Here is a 26,291-nt window from a genome sequence, read left to right as displayed (position 1 = left end):
AATTTTGTGCCGCAACTGGGCACCCGCAGTATTTCACGGCGCGGGACGCCTGTGGCAAGCGCGAGGGTTCAAAACAGGGTAGCCTGCACGGGACCGTCTTCTGCGGGCGCGATCAGATCGGGGCTGTCGTTGCGCACATTGCCCACTGAGGCGCCAACCTTCCACGCCGCCATCTCCTCTTCAGGGTAAGGACGCAGGACGTCGACGGGCAGGCGCTCCGGATCGGCCGGCGCCAGCCACCGCTCGTAGTCGGCAGCCGGGACAATCACCGGCATGCGGTTGTGGAACGGCTCCATCAGTTCGTTGGGATCCGTCGTGATCAGCGTGAATGTTTCGAGAGCCTGCCCCGTCGCCTTATCCTTCCAGCGATCCCACAGGCCAGCCACGGCGAACAGGTTGCTGTTCTTAAGGTTCACGGCATACGTCTGCTTGCTGCGCGCGTTAATGGTCTGCCACTCGTAAAAACCGTCTAGCGGAATCAGGCACCGCCGCCGCTTCAGCGCTTCGCGGAACGTGGGACTGGTGGCGAGCGTCTCTGCCTTGGCGTTGATGGTGCTGTAGGCAATCCTGGCGTTGTTCGACCAGAACGGCACCAGTCCCCAGCGCAAGGAAGCGAGTTCCCGCTCACCGGTTTCTTCATTGAGCCGCACAATCGGCTGGAATGTCTGCGGGGCCACGTTATACGACGGCAGAATCTCAAATGTGGTGGGCAGCCCCAGGCGGAACGCTTCGGCGATCTGTTGCTTGTCGGAACGTCGATAGTAGCGGCCGCACATGCAGGATGAATTCTAGAATATGGCGCGGTTGGAAATCAGGCCGCGGCCGTTATGCCATCTTTACCGTCGGTACGGCGATTTGCGTTTGCCCGGACGTTCTCTGCAGAAATCCGGAATGCTTCGTAGAGGCCGGCCCACTGATACCGGCTCTCCACCAGGCGACGTGCGGCGTGTGCGAGTTTCATGCGCATTGCCCGATCGCCATGAAGGGCGAGAATCTGTTCGGCGGCCTCGCTCGCGTTTTGGAACACCAGGACCTCCTCCCCTTGCCTGGCCTCCACGCCACCCAGGCCAAGCTGAGAGGTAACGCACGGCAGTCCCAACGCAAAATACTCGAGCATCTTATTCTGGATGCCCGCAGCGGCGCGGAGGGGACACACGGCACAGAACGCATCGGCCATGCCGTCGCGGATGTGCTCGATCCGGCCCGTCAATACCACGTTTTCGTATGCGTCGAACTGCCGTCGCACGGCAGGGGGAGCATTGCCCACAATGCGAAAAGTAACTGCAGCATGCCGGCGTACGAGGGGCAACACGTTGCGGATGAACCAGTGACACGCATCCTGATTGGGCAGGCTCACCATGTTTCCGATGAACACAATGGCATTGCCCTGCGCCGCCGGCCGAAATGGAAGGGCGTCCAGGTCCGTCCCATTTGGAATCACCCTGATGGGAGCGGCTTCCTGGGGGTCAAGGAAGCGGCGGTCCGCCTGCGACGCGAGCCATACCATATCGAAACAGCTCACGATGGAGCGCTCATAGTCCTCGAGGCGCTTCTGCTCGAAGAGGTACATCCATTTCTTCCAGCTTCGGTTGTCCGGCATGGCGCGCATGCGCTGGTAATTCATTGAAATGGCATCGGTCATTTCAAGAATGCGCGGGGGGTGAAGGCCGGGGATATCCGCCAGGTAGTGGCCGGTGCGAATCAAATGCGCGACCACCATGTCGTGTTCCGGCACCAGCCTGCGCACGGCTTCGCGAAATTCCTGCGAATCGTAATACGCGATCTGCAAGGGGCGCGAACCGGGCAGTGCGCACAGGGCATTCACGCGCGAGCGCCAGCGCGGCAGCAGAACGCGATGGATCGCGGAAAACACATTGTCGCGCGGTTCAAGGTGCATCTCCTCTTCCCTTTCGCAGAGGCTCAGCAGGGTAATGCTGAACTGCGCGCTGAGAGCGCGGCACACATGCAGGATGCGGATGCGATCGCCCCCGATGGTGTTAAACGGAAAGCGCGGCGTGAGCACAAGCAGCTTTGGCTTCATCATGCGATGCACTCCGTCGCCGCCGGATGAGCGGAATGGCCGATCTCATCCCACAAAGCTTCAACGCCGGCCCGCACAGTGTCCGGATGAAACTGCCGCGCCTTTATGCGGCCGCGTTCCGCCATCTGCCGGCGTAACCCATAATCTTCAAGCACTCGCTGCAGGACGGAAGCCATCTCTTCCACCGAATGTGGGTCGAAATACTGCGCGGCGTCGCCGCCTACTTCAGGGAGACTGGTTGCGCGGCTCGCCGCAACGGGAACTCCGCTCGCCATGGCTTCAACCACTGGAATGCCGAACCCCTCTGCGAGAGAGGGCATCAGGAGGACATCGGCCTCGCCGTAGAGCCGGCGCATGTTCTCGTCACTGACATAGGGGAGGAACTCAACCGTATTGCCGAGGCCGAGTCTTGTGGCATGCATCTGAAAAGCCGCATGGAACGCTGTCTTCACGCCCGCTACCTTCATGCGCAGATCGCGATGGTTCATCCGCTGCGCGCACAAGGCAAACGCGGCCAGCGCATGGTTCAGATTCTTGCTGGGCGCCTCACCGGCAACGGCCAGCACCGTCCGCGCCTCGCCGCGGGGCGGGGCCGGGTTGCGAAACCACTCGGGTGCGATGCTGTTGGGGATCACGCGCAACCGTTGCTCGTCCACGCCGAAGTTCGATATCAACTGCCGCGCGGTGTAGCGTGAGACGGTGACGAGGAGGTCTGCCCGCCGGATGGCACGTGGCACGACCGTTCGACGATAGAACCGGCCGAGATTTTGATAAAGCGATCGCGACCGAGGTAACGGCTCCATGAAGATGAGATCATGCACCACTAGCACAAGCCGCGTTCCGTTGGGCAAACACAAGGGCGCGGTGTTGTATGGCGCGAGGTAAACATCCATGTTCTGGTGGAGCAGCAACCGCGGCACGCAGGTCTGCTCCCAGAGGGGGTGGAAGCGCACCCCGCTCGCAAGCAGGGAGAGATCGGGATCCGACTCGCCGGATGCGGCAAGCCCGAGCAGGCTTTGCTCACGTCCGGCAATCAGCATGCGCAGATAGCGACCCATGCCGCGGTAGCGCCCCAAGCTCATTCTGGCGTCGTAGGCGATGCGCATCACGAGTTGGCCGCTCCGCACGGCGGTTGGCATTGCACAGTTGAGTCGCTCATGGAGGCAGTCGATGCGCTGACCTCTCCCAATCCGAATAGAGCGCGATATTCAAGGGCGGCGGCCGCCGGGCTGTAGCGGCTTTGCATCATCTCGAATGCGGAAGTGGCGAGGCGATGCGCACCGGCACGATCAGCGATGAGCGCCCGAATGGCCTCGGCGAGTGCGTTCACATCTCCAACCGGTACCACCAGCGCAGTTCTTCCGTTTTCAGCAATCTCGCGGTACACGGGCAGATCACTCAGGATGCAGGGGAGCCCCTGTGTCATCGCTTCAAGAGCAACCAGGCAGCTTCCTTCCGGGCCATGGGATGGAACGATCAGCGCATCCGCGCCTGCATACAACTTCGCCAGGTCAGGGTAATAGCCGCAGAATTCAACCGGCAATCCTTCTGAGATCCGCTCGTACTCGGCTTGTAACGGCCCTTCTCCGGCGATCTGCAGGCTGACTCCGCCACGCAACTGACGAATAGCCTCGATCAATTCTGGAAGGCCTTTGCTGGCCACCAAACGACCGACGAAGACAACACGCTTTGTCGAGTCAGGTCTCCGTTGCGGCATTGCTGAAGGGATTTCGGGGACCCAGTTCCTTACGACCGACGTTTGAACCGACGGCGCCAGCGCATGGTGTTCGCGATCTACCGTCGCGGACACGTTCACCACGCGATGCGCGCAGCGAACGAAGATTCCGTAGAGGCGGCGCGCGAGGCCGCCCGGAAGATGGTGCGGCGTAACAAATGCGCGGCAACCATTCATGCGAGCGAGGGGTAGAAGGAATGCCGCCTGGTAGCCGCTGATGTGGCATACATCGATGCGATGACGAGCGAGAGCCCACAGCGTGCCGATCAGTAGCATCGGATATTTGAGAACACGCTGTGCCCGCGAGCCCATGGGACAGGGGACCTGGTGGACAGTGACTCTCAAGCGTGAAAGTTCCCGCGCAAGTTGAGGGTTGGCGCACACCGCATAGAGATCGGCGTGGGCCGCCAGCAACTCCGCCAGTCGCACCAGATACACTTCCGCGCCACCCATGACAGCGGCCACCGAAAGCAGAAGGATGCGCGCGCGCTGGCTCGATACGGGCGGCAGTTCGGTGGCCATCTCCAGTGCGTGTTCGCCCATGCGGCTCTCTCTAAAGGTAGTTCCGCCGGTTTGGGTGGATGACGTGCATTTCCCTACTCAAACCCCTTTTTCAGCTAACTTGATCAAGTGCGCCGGAGCGTTTCGAGACGACCGATCGCAGTATGCCTACCAGGTAGGCCAGCCCCAGCAGATTACTCGCAACGAACCGTAAGACAGTTTGATGCACAAAAAGAGTGGCGAGTACATATGCCGCCGCGAGCGGAACGACCGCGACCAGAGCCTTGGCCATGCCTGAGAACCGCGACGAATACCACTGGGACCGGGAGCAGTCGAACACCGGGCCGGAGAGGACGATCCCTTTCAACGTGATAGCGATGGTGAGGTTAGTCGCGATAGATGCCAGCAGGATTCCGTTAAATCCCATATATCGGGAGAGGACCACGCCGGTGACCACATAGACCGGCACCTCGACGGCTGGAATCCACCAACCAATCTCAAATGCACCTTTCGCCATGATGAAGATATCGTCGGCCGCTTTCACAATATTGAGGAACAGCGCGGTGCCGAAGAGGACAATGCTCTCCGTGCTTACTTCGGGGTCGCCACCGAACACCATCGACACGACGCTCCGCGCCGTGAAGCAGAAAGCGAGCATCAGCACCGCCCCAATGATGCTGATCCCCAGTTGCGCAGTGACATATTGCCTGCGTCGATTTTCTGCGTGATAGCGCAGCTGCATGCGCGCAATTGAGGTGGTGAGCGACGCCGCAACCAACCCCACCACGCTGACCAGCGCGGCCGCGACGTACTGGAACTTTGCATAATCCTTCACGATGACCAGTGATGTGGTCAGCGAAAGGATGATGAAGTCAGACTGGTAGTACGCCACGCCGGCTACACGCTGAATCAAGACATACTTCGCGCGGCTGCGGAGTGCGCGTGCCGGCTCACGCCAATCGACTGGGCAGAACTCCGGGAATGCGCGATGGAACGCCAGCTTCAGCGCAGCGAATTCTGCCGCTGTGAGAGCTGCGGTGGCGGCGGGCAGCAGCAGATAGTTGTTCCAGTGGATCGCGAGCAGCAGTCCCACGCCAGTTTTCAACAGATAGCCGCCGGCAAACGTATAGTTCACCTTGTCGAGTTGTTCGGCGGCATTCAAGTAAGCCTGAAAGTGAATGGCCATCAGCTGCATGAAGCCGGAAGCGGCAACAAAGGCAACCGTTCCTGCCACCGTGGCGAACGGCAGGGGACCTTGAATAAGGCGCGCATACAACACCAATGCGGGGAAGATCACGATGCTGCCCACCAGCGCCAGCATTCTGACGTCGTGGCGAAGAGCCGCGATCATTCCGCAGACGCGCGGATGATCCCGCTTCAGCAGTGGTTCATAAAGAAGCGTGATCGCCGACTGCGATAGCCCCAGTTCCAGCAGCGTCACATAAAGCAGCACCTGGTTGCTCAGCGCGTTCAGCCCTGTGAATGCGCCACCCCAGTGCCGGTCCACAATGCGCAGTTGCAGCACCGCGGCCAGCAGCCGAGCACAGAACAAGACGATCGCCGACACTGCATTGGGCACGTGACGCAGCCGCAGCGCGGCCGGCGCGCCATTCACCTCCACTTCTGCGGCGCGGTCTTCCGTCATGCGGGGAGTCTCGTGCTACTGGCTGCCAGGCGATCGACCTGATTCATCTGCGCTCTCAGAACAGAGTTATTGATGCGACTAAAAATCGACACGCGCGCGCTCATAAAGGTATCCACCCTTTGGATGCACGCAGGCGGCTATTGCGCGCGCAACGGTCCACCTCGCATACTACTTTGCGGGCTCTGCAAACGTCTCTCACTGCTTCGCCGGAAAGGGTTCCCTTTGGCCAAATCGAAAGTCTACCCGGATGGGCACTCGGCCCTGGACGGCATTGTTGAAGACGGCATGACGCTGGCCGTGGGCGGGTTCGGGCTTTGCGGCATTCCTGAAGTTCTGATTGCCGCATTGCGCGACACCGGAAAAACGAACTTCACGATTGCCAGCAACAATGCCGGGATCGATGGCGGAGGGCTGGGGCTTTTGCTTGAAACCGGACAGATCAAAAAGATGATCTCAAGCTATGTGGGCGAGAATCGTGAGTTCGAGCGGCAATTCCTCTCAGGAAAGCTGGAGGTGGAATTCTCCCCGCAAGGCACGCTGGCGGAACGCATGCGCGCAGGAGGAGCCGGCATCCCCGGCTTCTACACGCGCAGCGGGGTGGGCACCCTGGTTGCTCAGGGCAAGGAGCACCGCGAGTTCGACGGCCACACTTACATCCTCGAACGCGGCATCCGCGCCGACCTGGCGCTGGTGAAGGCATGGAAGGGCGACACCTACGGCAACCTCATCTACCGCAAGACCGCACGCAACTTCAATCCCGGCGCCGCCATGAGCGGACGCGTGACCGTTGCTGAAGTCGAGATCCTGGTCGAGCCCGGCGAACTTGATCCCGACCTCATCCACACGGCCGGCATCTTCGTGCAGCGCATGGTGCACAATCCCCATCCGTCCCGGCGCATTGAGAAGCGCACCACCCGCGAGGCGTAAACATGGCATGGTCCCGTGAGCAGATGGCGCAGCGCGCCGCGCAGGAACTTGAAGACGGATTCTACGTGAACCTCGGCATCGGTATTCCCACGCTGGTGGCCAACTACATTCCCGCCGACATTCACGTCACTCTGCACTCAGAAAACGGACTGCTTGGCATCGGGCCTTTTCCCACGGACGCGGAGGTAGACTGCGACCTCATCAACGCCGGCAAGCAGACGGTGACCGCCTTGCCAGGCGCGAGCTATTTCTCCTCCTCCGACTCTTTCGCCATGATCCGCGGCGGCCACATCAACCTCGCCATCCTCGGCGCCATGCAGGTTTCCGAGCAGGGCGACCTGGCCAACTGGATGATTCCCGGCAAAATGGTGAAAGGCATGGGTGGCGCGATGGACCTGGTTGCAGGCGTGCGCCGCGTAGTCGTTGTCATGGAGCACACATCCAAAGACGGCGAGCCCAAAATCTTGCATCAATGCACGCTACCGCTCACCGGCGCCGGCGTCGTCAACCGCATCGTGACAGACCTCGCGGTCCTCGACATCTCCCTCCAAGGCCTGCACCTTATCGAACTCGCCCCAGGCGTCACGCGTGAGGAACTGCAGGCCAAAACAGAACCGCAGATCCTCATGTAATCGCTTCATCAACTCAAAACGATTGTCACCCTGACCTGAAGAACCCCCGGGAAAGACCCGCTTTTGCTTTCGCTGTTGCCTTCTGCGTTTGCTTTTGCATTTCTGATCTGTGGTTCCCGGGGGAATCTGTTTCGACCTTGTTCGCAGAGTCTGCCGGTTCAGCAGGCCTTCCCGCGCGCCCTCGCCACCCGCGATTGCGTTTCGCGCGCCAGCTTGCCGCAGATAAACGCCCCCGCCGCGATCAGCCGATCCAGATCCACGCCGGTCTCCACATCCATGCCGTTCAGCATGTAGACGAGATCTTCCGTGGCCACATTGCCCGCGGCACCCGGCGCATAGGGGCATCCGCCCAGCCCGCTCACGGACGCATCGAACACGCGCACGTTCGCCTCCATCGCCGCATACACATTCGCCAGCGCCTGCCCGTAGGTGTCGTGGAAGTGTCCCGCCAGGCTGTCCGCCGACACACGCGCCACAACCGTTGCAATCATCGTTTTGGTTCGATTGGGCGTACCCACACCAATGGTGTCGCCCAGCGAAATTTCATAGCAGCCAGCGTCGTACAGCCTTCCCGCCACATCTGCCACACGCGCCGGATCGACGGCACCCTCGTATGGACAGCCAAGCACGCATGAAACATATCCGCGCACGCGTACCCGCGCCGCTCGTGCTGCCTCCAGCACGGGCGCGAACCGGGCGAAACTTTCCTCAATGCTGCAGTTGATGTTCTTCTGTGAAAACGTCTCGGACGCAGCCGCGAACACTGCCACCTCCGTTGCGCCCGCGCCCACCGCCGCCTCAAACCCGCGGAGGTTGGGCACCAGGACGGGATAGTTGACACCCTCACGTTGCTGCAGGCCGCGCATCACCTCCGCATGATCCGCCATTTGGGGAACCCATTTTGGCGAAACGAAGGCCGCCGCCTCGATTGTCTTCAGCCCGGCATCGGCCAGCTGTTCAATGAACTGGAGCTTGGTCTCGGTCGGCACAATCTGCGGCTCATTCTGCAAGCCGTCGCGCGCGCCCACTTCGACAATGCGCACCTTCTCAGCCATTGCCATCCTCGCCCGCATCGTCACGCGTGAAGTGCAACAGCTCCACTCCTTCGCTCACCTGGTCCCCGGCCGCAAAATGAAACGTCTCGACCTGCCCCGCTGCCGGCGCGTAAATCGTGCACTCCATCTTCATCGCTTCCAGCACCAGCAGCGGCGCGCCCTTCTCCACGCGGGCCCCCGGCTCGGCCACAAGTGCGACGACACGACCCGGCATCGGCGCCAGCAGGCTTGCTTCGCCGCCCTGATGCTGCGCCTCCACGTCCAGCGGATCGTCATACTCAAACTGGTAATGCCGCCCGGCTAGGAACACGTGATAATGCGCGCCGGCCGCCACAACTCGGGCGTGCATACGCTCGCCATTCACCACGGCATCAAGATCTCTGCCCTCGTGGACAGCCCCGCTCACTTCGAATTCGCGCTCGCCAATTCGCACACCGTATGCTGCGCCCCGATACGTAAACACGACTTCCAAATTTTGGACGGCACCGGTCAGCCGAACCGTGAGCTCCTGCGCTGCATTCATCCGCCAGCCATCGCGCGCGGCCCATGGCGACCGATCCTGCCCACTCGCACCGTGCTGCACAACCGCCAGTGCCGCCATCACAGCCGCCGCATCGGGAACGGTCTCCGCGCGCGCAATCCAATCGTGCTCGCGATCGATCAGGCTTGTATCCAGCCGCATTTCCATGAAGGATGGACTCGTCACCAAGCGCTGCAAAAACTCCAGGTTGTTCGCCACGCCCACGATCTCGAACTCGCCCAGTGCCTGCGCCATGCGCCGCACCGCCAGTGCGCGCGTCTCGTCCCACACAATCAGCTTCGCAATCAGGGGATCGTAAAACGGCGTGATCGCATCGCCCTCGTTGATGCCCGTATCTACGCGCACATGCCGCGTCGCCCCCGGCGCGCGCAGATGAACAATCGTCCCAATCGACGGCCGGAATTCGTGCGCGGGGTCCTCGGAGTAAATGCGTACTTCGATTGCGTGCCCACGCAACGTGAGCTGATCCTGCGATAGAGGCAGCGCTTCTCCCGCAGCCACACGAATCTGCCACTCCACCAGGTCGAGCCCCGTGATCATCTCCGTCACCGGATGCTCCACCTGCAGGCGCGTATTCATCTCCATGAAGTGGAAGCCGCCGTCGCGGTCCACCAGGAACTCCACCGTCCCCGCACCCACATACTGCACTGCCTGCGCCGCCTTGCGCCCCGCCTCGCTCAGCCTCTGCCGCAAATCGCCGGGGAGTTCCGGCGCGGGAGCCTCTTCAATCACCTTCTGATGGCGACGCTGTACGCTGCAGTCTCGCTCAAACAGGCTGACCACGTTGCCGTGGGTATCGCCAAAGACCTGCACCTCCACGTGCCGCGGTTCAACCAGATATTTCTCCAGCAGCACGGAATCATCTCCGAACGAAGCAGCCGCCTCACGCCGGCACGATGCCAGTGCCGCCGCAAAATCTCCGCGCGCATTCACACGCCGCATGCCCTTGCCGCCGCCGCCGGCGTTGGCTTTAATCATCACGGGGTAGCCAATCGTATCGGCCTGCTGCTGCAGGAATTCCGCATCCTGGTTGGTCCCGTCGTACCCCGGCGTCAAGGGAACGCCCGCGTTGCGCATCAGTTCCTTGGCTGCAGCCTTCGATCCCATGGCGCGGATCGCCTCCGGCGCAGGGCCAATGAAGACAACTCCCGCCTCCGCACAGGCTTCCGCGAACTCGTCGTTCTCTGAAAGAAATCCATACCCTGGGTGGACCGCCTGCGCACCCGTCTGCTTCGCCGCGTCGAGAATGCGCGCTATGTTGAGATAGCTCTCCCGCGAAGCAGGCGGCCCAATCCGCACCGCCTTGTCGGCCAGCCGCACATGCAAAGCATGCGCGTCCGCATCGGAGTAGACCACCGCCGTGCGAATTCCCATCCTCTTGCATGTCGCAATGACACGGCACGCAATCTCGCCGCGATTCGCAATCAGGATTGTCTCGAACATCTTGCTCATGATTGCGCAGGCACCCACCGCGCCTTGCGCTTCTCAAGAAATGCGCTCAGCCCTTCCTTCGCCTCGTCCTGCGCGCGAACCACCGCAATCCGCTCTGCAGTGTACTCAATCAACTCCGCGCTAATCGGCCGGTCCACTACCGCATCAATCAGGTCCTTCGCAGCGGTCTGCGCCAAGGGCGCCCCCATCAGCAGATCACTCACAATCGCATCCACACGCTCATCCAGGCCGCCAGCCTCAACCGCCTCGTGCACCAGCCCGATCTTTTCTGCCTGCGCCGCCGTGAGACGCTCCGCCGTTTGAAACAGCCTCCGCGCCCACCGCGTCCCGATGGCCCGCACCACGTACGGCCCAATGGTTGCCGGAATCAAACCCAGCCGCACCTCTGAGGCCGCGAACTTCGCATCGACAGCAGCAATCGCAATGTCGCACGCGCTCACCAGGCCCAGGCCGCCGCCAATCGCCGCCCCTTGCACGCGGGCGATCGTCGGCTTTCGCGACGAAGCGATGGCGTGAAACAAGTCCGCCAGTTCGCGCGCGCTGTCGCGATTCGCCGTCGCGCTGGCCGCTCCCTGCTGCTTCATCGATTCGATATCCGCGCCTGCGCAGAAGCTTCGGCCGCGTCCCGCCAGCACAATCACGCGGTAAGCGGGATCATCGCTCAGCCCGCGCAAGACCAGCGTCAGCTCGCGAATCAGGCTTTCATTCAGCGCATTGTGCAACTCGGGCCGGTTCAGCCACACCCATGCCACCGCGCCCCGCTGCTCGACTTCGATCGTCTGTTCGGCCATAGCTTTGCTTACATCCTGAATACGCCAAACCGCGTTGCTTCCGCAGGCGCGTTCTGTGCCGCTGCCAGGCCCAGCGCCAGCGCGCGCCGCGTGTCCAGCGGATCGAGAATGCCATCATCCCAAAGCCGCGCCGTCGCGTAGAACGGGTTCCCCTGCTCTTCATACTGCGCGCGAATGGGCGCCTTGAATTCGTCCTCTTGCTGTTCGCCCCATTCCTTGCCCTGCGCCTCCAGCGCATCGCGCCGCACCCGCGCCAGCACATTCGCAGCCTGCTCGCCGCCCATTACGCTGATGCGCGCATTCGGCCACATCCACAACAAACGCGGATGATAGGCACGCCCGCACATGCCGTAATTGCCCGCCCCAAAGCTGCCGCCGATCAGCACCGTGAATTTCGGCACGCGCGCGCAGGCGACCGCCGTCACCATCTTGGCGCCGTCCTTCGCAATGCCGCCGTTCTCGTACTTGCGTCCCACCATGAACCCGGTAATGTTCTGCAAAAACACGAGCGGAATCCCGCGTTGCGCGCACAACTCGATGAAGTGCGCGCCCTTCTGTGCCGACTCTGAAAACAGAATTCCGTTGTTCGCGAGGATGCCCACGACATATCCGTGAATGTGCGCAAACCCGGTCACCAGCGTGCTGCCATAACGCTGCTTGAACTCATCCAGGCGGCTGCCGTCCACCAGGCGCGCAATCACCTCGCGCACGTCGTAGGGCTTGCGCGTATCCGCCGGCACAATGCCGTACATTTCTTCGGGATCGAACAATGGATCTTCCGGCGCTTGTTGCGGCCCGGCAGGCTTCGGCCGATTCAGGTTTGACACGATCCGCCGCACCATCGCCAGCGCATGCGCATCGTCGTCCGCAAGGTGATCGGCCACGCCTGAGATGCGCGTGTGCACATCGGCTCCGCCCAAATCTTCAGCAGACACGTCCTCGCCGGTCGCCGCCTTCACCAGCGGCGGCCCGCCGAGGAAGATCGTGCCCTGCTCCTTCACAATCACTACTTCGTCCGACATGGCCGGCACATACGCGCCGCCCGCCGTGCACGAGCCCATCACGCACGCAATCTGCGCAATGCCCTTGGCGCTCAAGTTTGCCTGATTGTAGAAAATCGCCCCAAAGTGATCGCGATCGGGAAACACTTCGTCCTGCATGGGCAAAAACGCGCCGCCTGAATCCACCAGGTACACGCACGGCAGATGATTCTCCATTGCAATCTGTTGCGCGCGCAAATGCTTCTTGACCGTCAGCGGGAAATACGTGCCGCCCTTCACCGTCGCGTCGTTGGCCACGATCACGCATTCGGTTCCGCTGATGCGCCCAATGCCCGTGACCATCCCCGCAGCCGGCACGTCGCCGCCATACATGCCGTTCGCCGCCAGCGTCGACAATTCCAGAAACGGCGTGCCGCCATCCACCAGCAGATCAACGCGCTCGCGTGCAAACAGCTTCCCGCGCGACTTGTACTTCTTGCGCGCCGCTTCATTGCCGCCGAGCGTCGCCATCGCGGTCTTCTCGCGCAGTTCGCGCACCAGCCCCTGCATGCGCTCCGCGTTCGAGCGGAACTCCTCACTGCGCGTCTGAATCTGCGATGAGAGCACTGCCATGGTTCCGCCCCTTACGCTGTTTCCTTGAACAGCTCGCGGCCGATCAGCATGCGGCGAATCTCCGATGTCCCCGCGCCGATCTCGAACAGCTTCGCATCCCGCCACAACCTTCCCGTGGGATGCTCATTGATGTAGCCATTCCCGCCCAGCGCCTGGATCGCCTGACCCGCCATCCACGTGGCCTTCTCCGCAGAATAGAGGATCGCACCCGCGCAGTCCTTGCGCACGTTTTCGCCGTGGCGGTCGCACGCCTGTGCTACCGCATACACATATGCCCGGCAGGCGTGAAATGCCACGTACATATCCGCCAGCTTGCCCTGCATCAGTTGAAACTCACCGATAGGCTTGCCGAACTGCTTCCGCTCGTGCACATAGGGAATCACCACATCCAGGCATGCGCCCATGATCCCCAGCGGGCCGCCGCACAGCACCAGGCGTTCATAGTCCAGCCCCGACATCAGCACCCGCGTCCCGCCGCCCACGCGTCCCAGCACGTTCTCCTCCGGCACTTCGCAATCGTGAAACACCAGTTCGCACGTGCTCGATCCCCGCATCCCCAGCTTGTCCAGCTTGGGCGAGGTTGAAAAGCCCTTGAACCCTTTCTCCACGATGAACGTTGTAATCCCGCGGGATGCCGCCGTCGGCTCCGTCTTGGCATACACAATCAGGGTGTCTGCGTCCGGTCCGTTGGTGATCCACATCTTGGTGCCGTTCAGCACGTATACATCGCCGCGTTTATCGGCGCGCAGGCGCATGCTCACCACGTCTGAACCTGCCTCCGTCTCGCTCATGGCCAGCGCGCCCACATGCTCGCCGGTGATCAGCCTGGGAAGATACTTCCGCTTCTGCTCCTTGTTGCCGTTTTTGGCAAGCTGGTTGACGCAAAGGTTGGAATGCGCACCGTAGGACAAGCCAATCGAAGCCGATGCCCGCGATATCTCTTCCATCGCGATCACATGCTCCAGATATCCCAGTTCCGCGCCGCCAAACTCCTCATCCACGGTGATTCCCAACAGGCCCAGGTCGCCAAGCTTGCGCCAGATGGCGCGCGCAAATTTCCCCTCGCGATCCACCTGATCGGCAATGGGAGCGAGTTCATTCTGGGCAAAGCTATGCACAGTCTCGCGCAACAGCGCGATTGACTCGCCCAGTTCAAAGTTCAGGCCTTTCACTATGCATCTCCTGGAAAACAGGGGCGGTTGGGGAGACTCTTACGATCGGAGAGACCGCACATCTTTGGATGCAATCTACAGCGGAACCAGTCGGGCGCTTCTCGAAAGGGAATATAGGATACGCAGCATCAATGGCTCCGGCAAAGACAATACACCGCGCGCGCCAACTCCGTCCAGAACATCCGGCTGCGCCGCGCGCGCCCACAAGACCAGACCGATCAGTCAGCGTTGCCAGATCACGGCCCCTGAGCGCACCACCGCCTGCACCTTGGCAAAGTTCGTCAGATCCGTCGCCGGGTCGGCGCTCAAAATGGTCAAGTCCGCCAGTTTCCCTGCCGCAATCGTTCCCTTGCGGCTGCTCTGGCCCATCCGCTCCGCAGGATTCGTAGTCAGCATGGCCAGCACGTCCTGCCATGTGAGCCCGCACTTCGCGAGCGCCGCAAACTCGCCCTCCGTGCTGTAGTCCGTCATGTAACCCACATCGGTCCCGAAGAGCAGCGTCCCTCCGGCCGCCTTGAACAGCCGCACCTCCGCATACATCGGGTCCATGTAATGCGGATCGCTCGTCACCGTAGTCGTAAACATTTTCAGCGTGGGCACCATGCTCATGTTCTGCCGCACCATCGTCTGAAAGAGCTCCGGCGTGATCCCCCGCGTGTCATCCGGCACGTGCGCCAGCACATCCACTCCGCCCTGCACTGCGGCCTGCGTGCCCGCCAGGTTGGATGGATGCGCAAACACCACCTTTCCGTTCAGATGAGTCGTCTCTACCGCCGCCTTTACAATCGGCAGCGGCATGGGCAGCACATGCCCGCGCTCCACCCACGACCCCGTAAACAGCTTGGTCACATCGGCGCCTGAAGCCAGGTTGCGCCGCACAATCCTCTGCGCGGCCTCCGGCGTTTCCGGCTGCGGCATAATGGCCGTCATCCACCGCGGCAGCGTCTCCTTCAGATAGAACGGAATTCCTCGCGGGGGATACAGAGCCGTCCCCGCCGTATAGATATACGGGCCGCGCAGCTCGCCCAGTTCTGTGCGCCGGCGGATTGCAAACGTATCCGCCGGGTTCGACCCCAGATCGATCACCGTCGTGAAACCGCGGCTCAGAAACATGTCCGCGAGCTGCGCGTCGAGCGTGCCTGCCGACGTCCACTCCGCAAACTGCCACTTCGGCTCAGTGAAGTGAACGTGCGCATTCCAAAACCCCGCCATCACCACGCAGCCATCGCAGGCAACCGTCTGGGTGCCCGCGGGCACGACCATGTCTCGGCCCACCTCCGCAATCAGTCCATTGCGCATCAAAATGGTGCCGTCCGCAATCGGCGGGTCGGTCGGCGATGTATAGATCCGAGCATGCTCGATCGCCAGCATCCCCTGCGCCAGTTTGAGCGGCGGGTGTGAATTGCGCCGCGGATAAAAGGCCACTGTCCACACCGCCGCCACAAACAGCGCCATCATCACGCACACAACCGCCATCGTCCAAAACAGAAACTTGCGCATGCAGTGCCCTCGGAATCTCTCAGAAGGGTACGGTAGCGCCGTCCGTCGGTTCAAGTGCTGCCCGTCTTCAAAGCGGAGATCCGGGGTTTTGGGTTAGTTTTGAAGTTGCGGCGCCGTATACACGCATTTACGGTACGCCGCGCCCAAGGAGCCTGCATGACCGCTCGCGTTTCTCTCTTTCCGCTAGGCGCTGCCGCCTTTCTTGCCGGCGCGCTGGCTGTGCCCCTTCTGCGGGCCCAGGACCTGAAGAGCTTTGAGCAGCGCATCACCACCAAGGTGCTGCCCAATGGCCTTACCATCCTGATCTGCGAGCGCCCTGAGGCACCGGTTTTCAGTTACACCACGTTCGTTGACGCAGGCGACGTGAACGATCCCTCTGGCGAAAGCGGCCTGGCGCACATGTTTGAGCACCTGGCTTTCAAGGGAACCACCGAAATCGGCACCAAAAACTGGCCGGACGAGAAGATTGCCCTGCAGAAAGTTGAACAGGCCGAGCAGGATGTAGAGGCCGAGCGGCGCAACCCCCTCGGCCCTGACAAGCAGAAGCTCGCACAGCTCGAAGACGCCTTCAAAAAAGCCCAGGCCGACGCGCAGCAATATGTCGTCCCCAACCAGTTCACTGAGGTCGCGGAGCGCAATGGGGCCGAGGGCCTGAATGCCTCCACGGGACTCGACGAGACACAGTACTTCTGGTCCATGCCGGAAAATCGGCTGGAATTGTGGGCTTGGCTTGAAAGCTCGCGCCTGGCGGAAACCGTTCCCCGCGAGTTTTACAAGGAGCGCGACGTGGTGCTGGAGGAGCGCCGCATGCGCACCGACTCCAATCCTATCGGCCGCCTTCTGGAGCAGTTCCTCGCCACCGCTTACGTAGCGCATCCCTATGGACGTAGCGGCATCGGGTGGCCCAGTGAGGTCAGCCAGATTACCGCCACGGAAGCGATGGACTTCCACAAGAAGTTTTATGTCGGCTCCAACCTCGTGGTCTCCGTTGTCGGCGATGTCAAAGCCGCCGCGATCCTGCCCATGCTCGAGAAGTACTTCAGCAAGGTGCCTGCCGGCCCCAAGCCGCTCCTCATGACGACTCTGGAGCCAAAGCAGTTTGCGGAAAAGACCGTGTTTATCCGCGAGCAGTCGCAGCCGTTCTATATCGAGGGCTACCATCGCGGCAGCTACAAGGATCCCGACGACACGGTCTACGACGCCATCAGCGACATCATGTCGAATGGCCGCGTCTCCCGCCTCTACCGCAGCCTGGTCCGCGACCAGCAGATCGCCGCCGAGGCGCAGGGTTTCAGCCCTTATCCCGGCGACAAGTTTGCCGGCCTCTTCGCCTTCTATGCCGTGCCGCTGCCCGGGCACACTCCGCAGGAGATGGCAGCCGCCATTCACAAGGAAATCGACAAGCTCAAGTCAACCGACGTAAGCGACGAGGAACTTGCCATGTTCAAGACCCGCGCCCGCGCCGACCTTCTCCGCGGCCTGGCCGACAACCAGGGGCTCTCCCAGGCCCTGGCTGAATATCAGACACGTTACGGCGACTGGCGCGAACTTTTCAACCAGCTGGACAAGGTCGACAAAGTGACCAAGGCGGATATCAAAAGGGTGGCAAACCAGGTCTTCGTGGCCAGCAATCGAACCAGCGCATGGATCGAAACCCAGGCGCCCGCACAGCCTGAAAAACCCGCGGAAAAGGCTGGCGGCAACGCAGGAGAAGCACGATGAACAAGTTTTCGGTTGCACAATGCCTCCTCGCCTGCGCCGCGCTCGCCGTTGTCGCCCCGTCGCCGGCCCAGCAATCCAGTCAGGACTCGACGGCGCAATCCAGGCCATGGGAGAAGATTCCCATTCCGCCTCTCAAGCAATTCAAGCCCCGGCAGCCCAAACGCATTGAGCTAAAGAACGGCATCGTCCTGTTCCTGCAGGAGGATCACGAGCTGCCGTTCGTTTCGGGAACCATCCTCATCCCCGGTGGATCGGTGGACGAAAGCCCCGGCAAAGTCGGCATGATTTCGCTCTACGGCGAAACATGGCGCACCAGCGGCACCACCAAAATGAGCGGCGATCAGATGGACGACCTGCTCGAGTCCAAGGCCGCGCACATTGAAACCGCAGGCGGTGCGCAGGTCACACAGCTCTCTTGGGATTCGTTGAAAGCCGATTCCGATCAGATCTTTTCCATGGCGCTGGACCTGCTTCTTCATCCCAAATTCGACCCCCAGAAGCTACAACTCGCCCAGCAGCAGGCGGCCACCGGCATCGTTCGCCGCAATGATGATGAAGGCGAAATCGCCGGCCGCGAGGCCGCCAAGCTCGTTTACGGCCCCAACAGCCCCTACGCGCGCCAGGCGGAGCTCCAGACCATCGGCTCTGTCACTGTGCAGGACCTCGACGCCTGGCACCAGAAGACCATCGGCAACAAGCTGATTGTCGGCATCAGCGGCGACTTCGACTCCGGCGCCATGGAACAGAAACTCCGCGCTGCCTTCGAGCCCCTGCCGCAGGTCAAGTCCGTTCCCGCCCGTCACGAAGACTTCCACCCGCCGCAACAGGCCGTTTACTTCATCGACAAGCAGGACGTAAACCAGTCGAACATTCAGATCGTGGGACTCGGCACCGACCGCCGCAATCCTGACGTTCCCGCGATCGCCGTGATGAACGACATCCTCGGCGGCGGATTCGCCAGCCGCCTCTTCCAGACGGTCCGCACCAAGCTGGGCCTGGCCTATGCGGTGGGTGGGGGCGTCGACTTCGCCTACGACCACCCTGCTCCCTTCGATGTGGAAGTGCTTACCAAAAGCGCCTCCACCGTGGACGCCACCAAGGCCGCGCTCGAGCAGATCGCCGGCCTTAACACCCAGCCCTTCACCGAGGAAGAGCTGAATCGTTCCAAAGACGACATCCTTAACACGTTCCTGTTCCGCTATGACACCCCGGAGAAGGTCCTGGCCGAGCAGATGCGCCTCGAATTCCACGGCTATCCCTCCAACTACCTCGAAACTTACGAAGCGGACCTCCGTAAAGTCACCGTCGCCGACCTCGCCGCGGCGGCCAAAAAATACATCCACCCTGACCAGCTCGCCATTCTTGTGGTTGGTAACGGAGCGGAGATCCAGCCCGGACTGGATGCCCTCAAACTCGGGCCGGTCAAGCCCATTGACATCACCATTCCCGGCGCCCCCAGGGGGGCCGGGATGGGGCCTGGCATGGGCGGAGGAGGTCAGCAGTGAAGCATGACGAAGGAGTTGAACCCGCCATGGCGCACGAAGCCAAAGGTTCCGGCAGCATCGCGGAAAAAGTGGCCCACCAGGTCGCCGCTCAGTCTGAGGCCGCGCGCCGGCTTATGGACTCGGGCGTAACTATCTGGCGTGCCGACACATGCGTCATCGATCCCGGTGTTGAAGTCGGCGCCGGGACCGTCATTGAGCCTTTCGTTCAGCTCCTCGGCCAAACCACGTTGGGATCGGGATGCCATGTTCGCTCGTTTTCCGTGATTGAGAACTGCACGGTGGCCGATGACGTCCTCATCCGTCAAAGCTGTGTGCTGGCGGAAAGCTCCATTGCTGCCGGAGCCAAAATCGGGCCCTTCGCGCATCTGCGGCCGGGCAGCGAAATCGGCGAAGACGCGCACGTCGGCAACTTCGTCGAAACCAAAAAGGCGCGCCTCGGGAAGGGCGCGAAGGCAAATCATCTGGCTTACCTCGGCGACTCCGACGTGGGCGAGGGAACTAATATCGGCGCCGGCGTCATTACCTGCAACTACGACGGCGTGAACAAGCACAAGACGACCATCGGAAAGGGGTGTTTCGTGGGAAGCGACTCGACCCTGGTTGCGCCTGTGACCCTGGAAGACGGGTCCTATGTCGGCGCCGGCTCCTGTATTACCAGAGACGTTCCGGCCGGCGCGCTGGCCATTGGACGAGCCCGCCAGGTGACACGCGAGGGATGGGCCGAGGCACGGAGAAATCGGCAGGGTAAAGTGGACTGACAGAGCACTGGTTGAAGCGGCTGAAGCGCGCATCAGGACGGCGCCGGCTCGAGGGTCGTCCGTCAGAATAGGTTGGCACAAAGGTGGTATTTCTATTTCCGATCAACATGCTACCTTCGTTTGTACGCTGCCGTTACAGTCTGACGGCCAAATCACACCTCTTTGTGGTTTCACAAACTGAGTCGACGCGTGTGTTTCGGCACGTCGGCTCCAAACAAATGCGCCGGAAGCCGACCGGCACGTCCCCGTAGTTCAACAGGCGCTCTTTCAGGAACGCGAACTCCCCGGGGCCGCATAAAGCCGGTACGGAGAAAAAGGCTTGGCTTTGAACATCGCACAACCTGGACCGGAGAACACCTCGCTCAGCCTGCTCGATCGCGATGGCCGTTCTGTCCCGCGCGTCCGGCGAGTCGCGCAGGTCCTCGTGGTGGACGACGAGACCCCGGTGCGGTCCATGATTGGGGCCACCCTGGAGCGCCAGGGGTGCCAGGTTCATCTCGCCAACAGCGGCCACGAAGCTACCGCGGCTCTCGAACGGCAGGCCTTCGATCTGGTACTCACTGACATTGTCATGCAGGATGGCAACGGTATCGCCCTCCTCGAGCGGATCCGCAGCCAGTACCCCAGCGTGCCCGTAGTGATGGTCTCGGCGATTCACGACGTCAGTGTCGCCATCGACTCCATGCGTCGGGGCGCTTACGATTACCTGCTGAAGCCGTTCGAGCGCGAGCACCTTGTGGCCACGGTTACCCGCGCCCTCGAATACCGCCGCGCTCTCGAAGAAAACCAGAACTATCAGCTCAGCCTTGAGCAGGTCGTCCAGGCACGAACAGAACTGCTGCAGCAGGCCATCGAGGACCTCGAGCACTCCTACGACATCACTCTTGAGGCTCTCGGAGACGCTCTCGACCTGAAGGATTCAGAAACCGAAGGCCACTCCAAGCGCGTCACCGCATACACCATCGCTCTGGCACGGGCCATCGGCATCAAGCCGGCGGAGATCAAGATTATCGCCCGCGGCGCCTTTCTTCACGACATTGGAAAGATGGCGATCCCCGACGATATCCTGCGCAAACCGGGTGCTCTCACCCAGGACGAGCAGGACGTCATGAAGGAACACTGCACCCGCGGTTACCACATCCTGCGCAAGATCCCGTTTCTCAGCGAGGCTGCGGAGATCGTGTTCGCGCATCAGGAAAAATTCGACGGCACGGGCTACCCTAACGGCCTGCGCGGCGCCGAAATTCCCGTCGGAGCCCGAATCTTCGCTGTGGCGGATACCCTCGACGCGATCACCAGCGACCGCCCCTATCGCCGCGCCCGCAGCTTTGACATTGCGCGCGAAGAAATCCTGCGCTGCTCCGGCACCCAGTTCGATCCGGCGGTGGTTGAGGTTTTCCTGAAGATTCCCAACGAGTTGTGGCACGAGCTGCGCGCCGAAATTACAGGCCGCCACCTACGCTTCTCTACGTTCGATATTCCCCACGCGCCGCAGCCCGGCAGCCCTTCTGGCCCCGACAAGATCCGCTAAGACGCGATAAGCTCCCGCTTTTGACCAAAGCGCGACCCGCTCTGCCTGGCTCACGCCGTCACCATTCTTATCTGAACAAGCGCAGCCACTCCCGTACAACTGCGCGGGATTGACCTGGATCCCGCGAAGTCTCTGAGGGGACGCTGCGACGCCGCGGCGTTCCCTTCAGTTCTGCAGCATGCCGGCCAGCGCGCGCAGCAGTTGTAGGGGATGGATTGGCTTGGGCGGCAGTTCAAACTTGAGCCCAGCGGTGTGGCTTTTCTCAGCAGGTCGGTCATCCACCACCAGAACCGTGGGCCTCCGGGCCCCAAGCGCCGCCCTCTGGTTGGGGAGGGTTTGCTCCAGCCAGGTTGCCGAAAGTGGCCGCCTGGGCTATTTGTACCGTCAAAGGTACTTTTTACCGGGTTGCGTGCTGGGAGTGCGCGATTAACTATCGGCGCTTGAGCGGCTTGCAATTGGCCCACTACTTGCAAGCGCACTTCAGAGCGAGAGAGCGGTTCGGAGCAGACTGTGGTCCCAGGCGGCCACACACTTCGGACCGCGGGCCCCGGAGGTCATTTCGATGAAGTCGGAGATCAAGCGTGCCCTGTTCGTCGGCATGTCGCTGGCACTGGTCGCGCTGGCCGCGCGCCGTTCAAGGCACGATGCCCAGATCGAGGCGGAAAAGATCGAGGCGGACAAGATCGAGGCGGACCCGATTGAGAAACCTCCAATGAAGGCGAATCAGGCTGGCCTGACTCCCGCCCCCGGCCTGAAGCTCGGAACTTCCAGTCCAGAGAACTCAGCCGGCGATCATCACCCAGGTTTGGCAACCGGCTTTGAAACGCCGGCGCACCTCCTCGGAAACACATTCGTCTCCCGGCCCGGGAACGGATTCATCCCGCACGCTCCAGACCAGCTCAGAAGCGAGTCTGGCCGCATGCTGTCTGGCCCCTCTGTCATCTCGGTCATCGCCCCAACCGTCACCTTCAGCGGCACCGTGGTACGAAGCGGACCGCGATTCGCCCTGCGCGAAACGGCCGGCGTGCTCTACCCGCTGGATTCCGCCGGGCGCGCGTGGCCGTATGAAGGCGAAGACGTGCGCATCACCGGCAAGCTCGACCTCGACAGCCGCCTGCTCTACGTGGACGCCATCGAACCATCTGCTCTGTAAACCGGGGCGCTACCTGCCGCCGTTCTGCTCCGGCTGATGCCCGTTGAGCTGGCGAACCTTGGTTTCCGGCGGCAGGGTAAACCGGAAGTCCTCATCCGGCAGCGAGACGTTCTCCGAGAGCTTCTCAAGGGTCAGCGTGAGCTGCAACTCCTCCACCGGCCTCTTGATCGTGATGGTGGATGGATACTTGTTCTGCCCATAGGGCGCATACCCGCCATAAAACACCTGGGTGCGCAGCGTGCCCCGCTCATCGTACAGATCCTGTTGATAGGGCAGTAGATCGTCGCGGTGAAAATGAACGACCCGCACCGGCGCCAGTTCCTGGCTGTTCGGTTTGCGATGCACGATGTTCAGCAGATACTCCGGCTGCAGCAGCAGATGCTTCTTGGACGCGTCCTCTACCGTGTCCACATCCGAAGTCACATAGTACTCGTCGCCAGGATCGAGGCAGCGCACCACCATCGAATCGAAAAAGAACCCTGGCCGCAGGTTTTCAAACTGGTTGGCCGACTTGGTTTGCGACTCTCCCGCCGGCCCTTCAATGGCTTCGTTCTTCGACGGAATCCAGAGCGTGAACGTCTTGCCGTCGGAGGTCATGTCCAGCAGCCGCGTCCCCACCACTGGTACCCGTCCATATACCCGCAGCATGTTTGGTTTTTTCAGCAGAATGATGCCCCGGATCGATGGATACTCGCTCGACTCACCCTTCTGCGAGTGGATCACGGTGGCCCGCATCTCCACCGTGGCGTTCAGGGTCGAGAGAGCATCGCAGCGGTCGTTGACCTGCTTCACCAGTTCTTCGGAAGTGGCGGTCTGCACCACCGCGGGAGCCTTGGGCACCGGCAATTTGCGCCGCGTCACCAGGCATCCTGAGAGCAGCAGCGGCAGGGCCAACGCGGCCATGGCCAGGCGCCGAGCAAGATTCCCCTTCTTCACGAGCGTTCCCGGGTTCGCCAGCTTCTCTGGCGTAGCCAGGCTCACGGATTCCCCGCATTCTTCACTGCGTCGCGATAGCCCGCCACATTCCGGTTATGCTCCTCGAGAGTCGCGGCAAACATCGACTTGCCCTGCGGGTTTTTGCCGGCGGCCACAAAGTAGAGATAGTCAGTCTGCGCGGGCTGCATGGCGGCCTTCAATGACTTGATGCCCGGATTCGCGATCGGCCCAGGCGGCAGTCCCGGATGCATATACGTGTTGTACGGCGTGTCCCTGGTCAGGTCGCTCGCGTAGATGGTTCCCCGCCAGGCATTCTGGGTCTGCAGACCGTAGATTACGGCGGGGTCCGTCATCAGCGGCATCTGCTTCTCCAGCCGGTTCTCAAACACGCTTGCCACCAGCGGCCGCTCACCATCGATCGCCGTCTCGCGCTCCACCAGCGACGCCATCGTGACCACCTGATGCACGTTGTGGTTCAGCCCAATTTGCTGCGCCGTCTGCCGGAAGCGCTTGACCATGGTCGCCGCAATCTGCGGCATCTGCTCCTTGGGGCCGATTTTGTAGGTATCCGGGAAGAGGTACCCTTCCAGCGTCTTGGCCTGGGGATCGAGATCGGAAACCATCGCAGCCTCCTGGCGCGCCACAGCCAAAAACGACTGCGCCGGTCCAAACCCAGCCTGCTCCAAGCGCGCGGCGATATCGAACATGCTCGACCCTTCCGGTATGGTCACGGCGATGGTGTAGGTGTCACCCTTGCGAATGCGGTCGTATACCTCGCTCACCGGCGCAGGATGGTCGAACTTGTAGTCGCCTGCCTTCAACGTTCCGTGCTGCAGCCACCGCTCCGCATAAAACTCGTACTGGCTGCGGATGACTCCCGCCTCCTGCAACTGGCGGCCGATACGCATGGTCGACGAGCCGGGCAGCACCTCGACGAACGTCTCCTTCTGCGGTCCGTAGGGCGTCAACAGCACAAACGCGCCAAATCCCGCCGCTGCCAGCACCGCCAGCAGAAACAGGGCAAACACAGTTCGGCCCCCCGAGCCGCTCTTCCTGGCTGTCGTCCGTCTGCGGCTCGCCATTCCTTTGCCGTTTCCTCCGTGCTCTTGTTAGAGACGCAAAACTCTCCAACGGGATTCCTAACCTGAGTAGATTCTATCGAGATATGCGTTGTCCGGACTCACCGCCTCATTTCAGCAGACCGGCTAACGAATCTGGATTCCGAGCCGTCTGGATAGAGAAGCACTCCTATCCGTCGCCGTCGTCCGCCAGCTCTCCGGCATTTTACTCAAATCGTGAAGCATCCTGGAGGAATGATGACCCCTCGCATTCTCTCGATTGCTGCGGTCCTGCTGTTCTCCGACGCCGTCGCTCTGACGCAGATCTCTCCCGAACGCGCTGCCGCCAGGCCGCGATTCGAAGTGTCGGGCGGATTCGCCATGGCAGCCGGCGGCATCCTCGGCACCGGCAAGGGCTTCAATGCGGGCGTTGACGCCCGCGCGCACGGTCCCCTCTACATCGCCGCTGAAACCTCCTGGCTGAGCGACACGCACGAAGCCTCCAACGGCACTTCGGATACTGCCATTCTGGCCGGACCGCGCTACCGGATGGGAGGTGCTACCGCCGTGTTTGCCGATTTCCTGGCCGGAGCCGACATCTTCCGCAATACCGGTCAGGCCTACACCCACAACTACAATGACGCAACCAACTTCGCTCTTGCCGCAGACGTCGGGGCGGATGTTGCCCTGGGCCGCCGCTTTTCCGTCCGCCCCCTGGGGGGGATACTTCTATACCCGCCTCACTAACAGCACCTACACTCTGCCCGTCACCCCGACGCACTTATCCAGCAACCGAGGCCGCTTCGCCATCGAACTTGCCTGCCGCTTTTGAGAGAGCTGTGGCCGGAACAACCGGTCGGGATAATCTGGTCACAGGAGAATCTGCTGACCGCTACTGCGCCACCTCGCTATCTCGGACTCGACGTCGGTGCCAAACGCATCGGCATTGCCGTGTCCGACGAGCTCGGCTTCACGGCCCAGCCTGTGATGACGCTTGAGACCCGCCGCAACCCGCGCGACGACCTCCGCTCCATCGCCCGCCTCGCCCGTCGCTATTCCGTTGCCGCCATCGTGGTGGGCAACCCGCTCCATCTCTCCGGCGACCAGAGCCCGCGCGCCGCCAAGGTCCAGGCCTTCGCCGCCGAACTCGGCACCCTCACCGCCCTCCCCATCCATCTCTGGGACGAGCGCCTCACTTCCCGGGAAGCACACCAGATTCTCTATGAGGCTGGTCACGCCCGCCACCTGCATAAAGATGTAGTCGACCAGGTTGCCGCCACGCTTATCCTGCAATCCTTCCTCGACAGACGAAAACCCGAAAGCAAAGAGGATTTGCCATCCTGACGCGGCAGCGGGCCCGTCTTCGCGAGACGCGCATGCGCCGGAACGGGCCGGGAACCGTATCCATGATCCACCTCCAGCGACGGTAACCGCTGGGAGTGTCCTTCCCTGGGGATTGGGAAGGTGTGCGAGGCGGGGGCTGTGAGCATGGCGCCAGCAGGCGACATTCGCGCCGGGGTCGGCACGATTATGGCTTCAGGAAGTTTTACCGCATAAAATTTCTAGAGATCTATTGTTTTTAAATATGGTGGAGGCGGCGGGAGTCGAACCCGTCGTCTGCACTGAAAACACTCAAGTTACTGAAACTGAGAATGCCTGAAATTCGCCGAATTCCACGATTGCCGGGTTTGCGTACAAATCGCGTACAAACAATTCCAGGAACTCCTAGAACTCCATCAGCCGAGTCTTCCTGTCCGTTCCAGCGGACGATCTGAAGTATTCTTCAATTCTTATACATCAATTCCAAAGCGAGCATCTCAGGTACTGCCGATGATCGGAACTCGACTCCCCCTTCAGAGCACTGTGCTTCGTCCGGATCAATCTAACCGCGATTTCTCACAGGTATTGATTTGATTGTGAGGGTAGTGGATATATGAGTCGTTGAGATCGATTTTGGAATCTGACTTGATTTTGGAAGGTGAGATTTTGCCCAGTAGGATTCAGCTTTCCTATTTGGGCGAGT

The 26,291-nt window shown here is 61.5% G+C and carries 22 protein-coding genes; 9 read left to right on the top strand and 13 right to left on the bottom strand.

The window, feature by feature from the left end; all coding sequences use genetic code 11:
• Positions 1 to 68 precede the first annotated feature (68 nt).
• The 5 genes from VGL22_RS08945 to VGL22_RS08925 all read right to left on the bottom strand — a co-directional run bounded on the left by VGL22_RS08945 (position 69) and on the right by VGL22_RS08925 (position 5,922).
• Positions 69 to 776, bottom strand: a complete 708-nt coding sequence (locus VGL22_RS08945) for an SOS response-associated peptidase (protein ID WP_465266563.1) — start codon at positions 774 to 776, stop codon at positions 69 to 71.
• A 35-nt stretch (positions 777 to 811) separates the two neighbouring features.
• Positions 812 to 2,044: a glycosyltransferase family 4 protein gene (locus VGL22_RS08940; RefSeq protein WP_465266562.1), complete on the bottom strand. Its 1,233-nt coding sequence runs from the start codon at positions 2,042 to 2,044 to the stop codon at positions 812 to 814.
• Positions 2,041 to 3,180 (bottom strand): glycosyltransferase family 4 protein, encoded by a 1,140-nt coding sequence (locus VGL22_RS08935; protein ID WP_465266561.1) that lies wholly within the window; start codon positions 3,178 to 3,180, stop codon positions 2,041 to 2,043. Before VGL22_RS08935 ends, VGL22_RS08940 begins: the two co-directional genes overlap by 4 nt.
• A complete protein-coding gene (locus VGL22_RS08930; RefSeq protein ID WP_465266560.1) occupies positions 3,147 to 4,319 on the bottom strand; it encodes a glycosyltransferase family 4 protein in 1,173 nt (390 codons plus the stop codon). Before VGL22_RS08930 ends, VGL22_RS08935 begins: the two co-directional genes overlap by 34 nt.
• A gap of 70 nt (positions 4,320 to 4,389) precedes the next feature.
• On the bottom strand, positions 4,390 to 5,922 hold the full coding sequence (locus VGL22_RS08925) for a lipopolysaccharide biosynthesis protein (RefSeq protein ID WP_465266559.1): 1,533 nt from the start codon (positions 5,920 to 5,922) through the stop codon (positions 4,390 to 4,392).
• A 222-nt stretch (positions 5,923 to 6,144) separates the two neighbouring features.
• Here VGL22_RS08925 and VGL22_RS08920 point away from each other — a divergent pair, with 222 nt between their 5' ends.
• Positions 6,145 to 6,849, top strand: coding sequence for a CoA transferase subunit A (locus VGL22_RS08920; RefSeq protein WP_465266558.1), 705 nt, complete (start codon positions 6,145 to 6,147; stop codon positions 6,847 to 6,849).
• A gap of 2 nt (positions 6,850 to 6,851) precedes the next feature.
• A complete protein-coding gene (locus tag VGL22_RS08915) occupies positions 6,852 to 7,481 on the top strand; it encodes a CoA transferase subunit B (RefSeq protein ID WP_465266557.1) in 630 nt (209 codons plus the stop codon).
• A gap of 158 nt (positions 7,482 to 7,639) precedes the next feature.
• On the opposite strand, the gene VGL22_RS08910 is transcribed toward VGL22_RS08915, so the two are convergent.
• From VGL22_RS08910 to VGL22_RS08885, 6 genes are all read right to left on the bottom strand, one after another.
• Positions 7,640 to 8,536, bottom strand: a complete 897-nt coding sequence (locus VGL22_RS08910) for a hydroxymethylglutaryl-CoA lyase (RefSeq protein WP_465266556.1) — start codon at positions 8,534 to 8,536, stop codon at positions 7,640 to 7,642.
• The gene (locus VGL22_RS08905) at positions 8,529 to 10,520 is read right to left on the bottom strand and encodes an acetyl/propionyl/methylcrotonyl-CoA carboxylase subunit alpha (protein ID WP_465266555.1); all 1,992 of its coding nucleotides are present in this window, start codon (positions 10,518 to 10,520) and stop codon (positions 8,529 to 8,531) included. The genes VGL22_RS08910 and VGL22_RS08905 overlap by 8 nt, the downstream gene beginning before the upstream one ends.
• 5 nt (positions 10,521 to 10,525) lie before the next feature.
• Positions 10,526 to 11,320 (bottom strand): enoyl-CoA hydratase-related protein, encoded by a 795-nt coding sequence (locus tag VGL22_RS08900; RefSeq protein WP_465266554.1) that lies wholly within the window; start codon positions 11,318 to 11,320, stop codon positions 10,526 to 10,528.
• An 8-nt stretch (positions 11,321 to 11,328) separates the two neighbouring features.
• Positions 11,329 to 12,933, bottom strand: a complete 1,605-nt coding sequence (locus tag VGL22_RS08895) for a carboxyl transferase domain-containing protein (RefSeq protein WP_465266553.1) — start codon at positions 12,931 to 12,933, stop codon at positions 11,329 to 11,331.
• Positions 12,934 to 12,944: 11 nt separating this feature from the next.
• Positions 12,945 to 14,105, bottom strand: coding sequence for an isovaleryl-CoA dehydrogenase (locus tag VGL22_RS08890; RefSeq protein WP_465266552.1), 1,161 nt, complete (start codon positions 14,103 to 14,105; stop codon positions 12,945 to 12,947).
• 222 nt (positions 14,106 to 14,327) lie between these two features.
• Positions 14,328 to 15,605 carry an amidohydrolase family protein gene (locus VGL22_RS08885; protein WP_465266551.1) on the bottom strand — a complete coding sequence of 426 codons (1,278 nt, stop codon included), beginning with the start codon at positions 15,603 to 15,605 and terminating at the stop codon, positions 14,328 to 14,330.
• A 156-nt stretch (positions 15,606 to 15,761) separates the two neighbouring features.
• Here VGL22_RS08885 and VGL22_RS08880 point away from each other — a divergent pair, with 156 nt between their 5' ends.
• The 5 genes from VGL22_RS08880 to VGL22_RS08860 all read left to right on the top strand — a co-directional run bounded on the left by VGL22_RS08880 (position 15,762) and on the right by VGL22_RS08860 (position 22,274).
• Entirely contained in the window at positions 15,762 to 17,327 is a 1,566-nt protein-coding gene (locus VGL22_RS08880) for a M16 family metallopeptidase (protein ID WP_465266550.1), read from the top strand.
• Positions 17,324 to 18,832, top strand: coding sequence for a M16 family metallopeptidase (locus VGL22_RS08875; protein WP_465266549.1), 1,509 nt, complete (start codon positions 17,324 to 17,326; stop codon positions 18,830 to 18,832). Before VGL22_RS08880 ends, VGL22_RS08875 begins: the two co-directional genes overlap by 4 nt.
• Positions 18,829 to 19,590: a DapH/DapD/GlmU-related protein gene (locus tag VGL22_RS08870; RefSeq protein WP_465266548.1), complete on the top strand. Its 762-nt coding sequence runs from the start codon at positions 18,829 to 18,831 to the stop codon at positions 19,588 to 19,590. Before VGL22_RS08875 ends, VGL22_RS08870 begins: the two co-directional genes overlap by 4 nt.
• A gap of 319 nt (positions 19,591 to 19,909) precedes the next feature.
• Complete coding sequence (locus VGL22_RS08865) at positions 19,910 to 21,121, top strand: HD domain-containing phosphohydrolase (RefSeq protein ID WP_465266547.1); 1,212 nt, start codon at positions 19,910 to 19,912, stop codon at positions 21,119 to 21,121.
• 562 nt (positions 21,122 to 21,683) lie between these two features.
• On the top strand, positions 21,684 to 22,274 hold the full coding sequence (locus VGL22_RS08860) for a DUF5818 domain-containing protein (protein ID WP_465266546.1): 591 nt from the start codon (positions 21,684 to 21,686) through the stop codon (positions 22,272 to 22,274).
• A 9-nt stretch (positions 22,275 to 22,283) separates the two neighbouring features.
• Here the strand turns inward: VGL22_RS08860 and VGL22_RS08855 are convergent, their stop codons facing one another.
• Together VGL22_RS08855 and mltG are read right to left on the bottom strand one after the other, a co-directional pair.
• On the bottom strand, positions 22,284 to 23,255 hold the full coding sequence (locus tag VGL22_RS08855; protein WP_465266545.1) for a LolA family protein: 972 nt from the start codon (positions 23,253 to 23,255) through the stop codon (positions 22,284 to 22,286).
• Positions 23,252 to 24,292: an endolytic transglycosylase MltG gene (gene mltG, locus VGL22_RS08850; protein ID WP_465266544.1), complete on the bottom strand. Its 1,041-nt coding sequence runs from the start codon at positions 24,290 to 24,292 to the stop codon at positions 23,252 to 23,254. Before mltG ends, VGL22_RS08855 begins: the two co-directional genes overlap by 4 nt.
• Before the next feature lie 231 nt (positions 24,293 to 24,523).
• On the opposite strand from mltG, the gene VGL22_RS08845 reads away from it, so the two are divergent.
• Together VGL22_RS08845 and ruvX are read left to right on the top strand one after the other, a co-directional pair.
• Complete coding sequence (locus VGL22_RS08845) at positions 24,524 to 25,015, top strand: hypothetical protein (RefSeq protein WP_465266543.1); 492 nt, start codon at positions 24,524 to 24,526, stop codon at positions 25,013 to 25,015.
• 81 nt (positions 25,016 to 25,096) lie between these two features.
• Positions 25,097 to 25,612, top strand: coding sequence for a Holliday junction resolvase RuvX (ruvX, locus tag VGL22_RS08840; RefSeq protein ID WP_465266542.1), 516 nt, complete (start codon positions 25,097 to 25,099; stop codon positions 25,610 to 25,612).
• Positions 25,613 to 26,291 lie beyond the last annotated feature (679 nt).

Source organism: Occallatibacter sp. (assembly GCF_036502485.1).
GTDB lineage: Bacteria > Acidobacteriota > Terriglobia > Terriglobales > Acidobacteriaceae > Telmatobacter.
The sequence above is the reverse complement of the archived record's forward strand: the minus strand, read 5'-3'. Positions and strand labels throughout refer to the sequence as shown.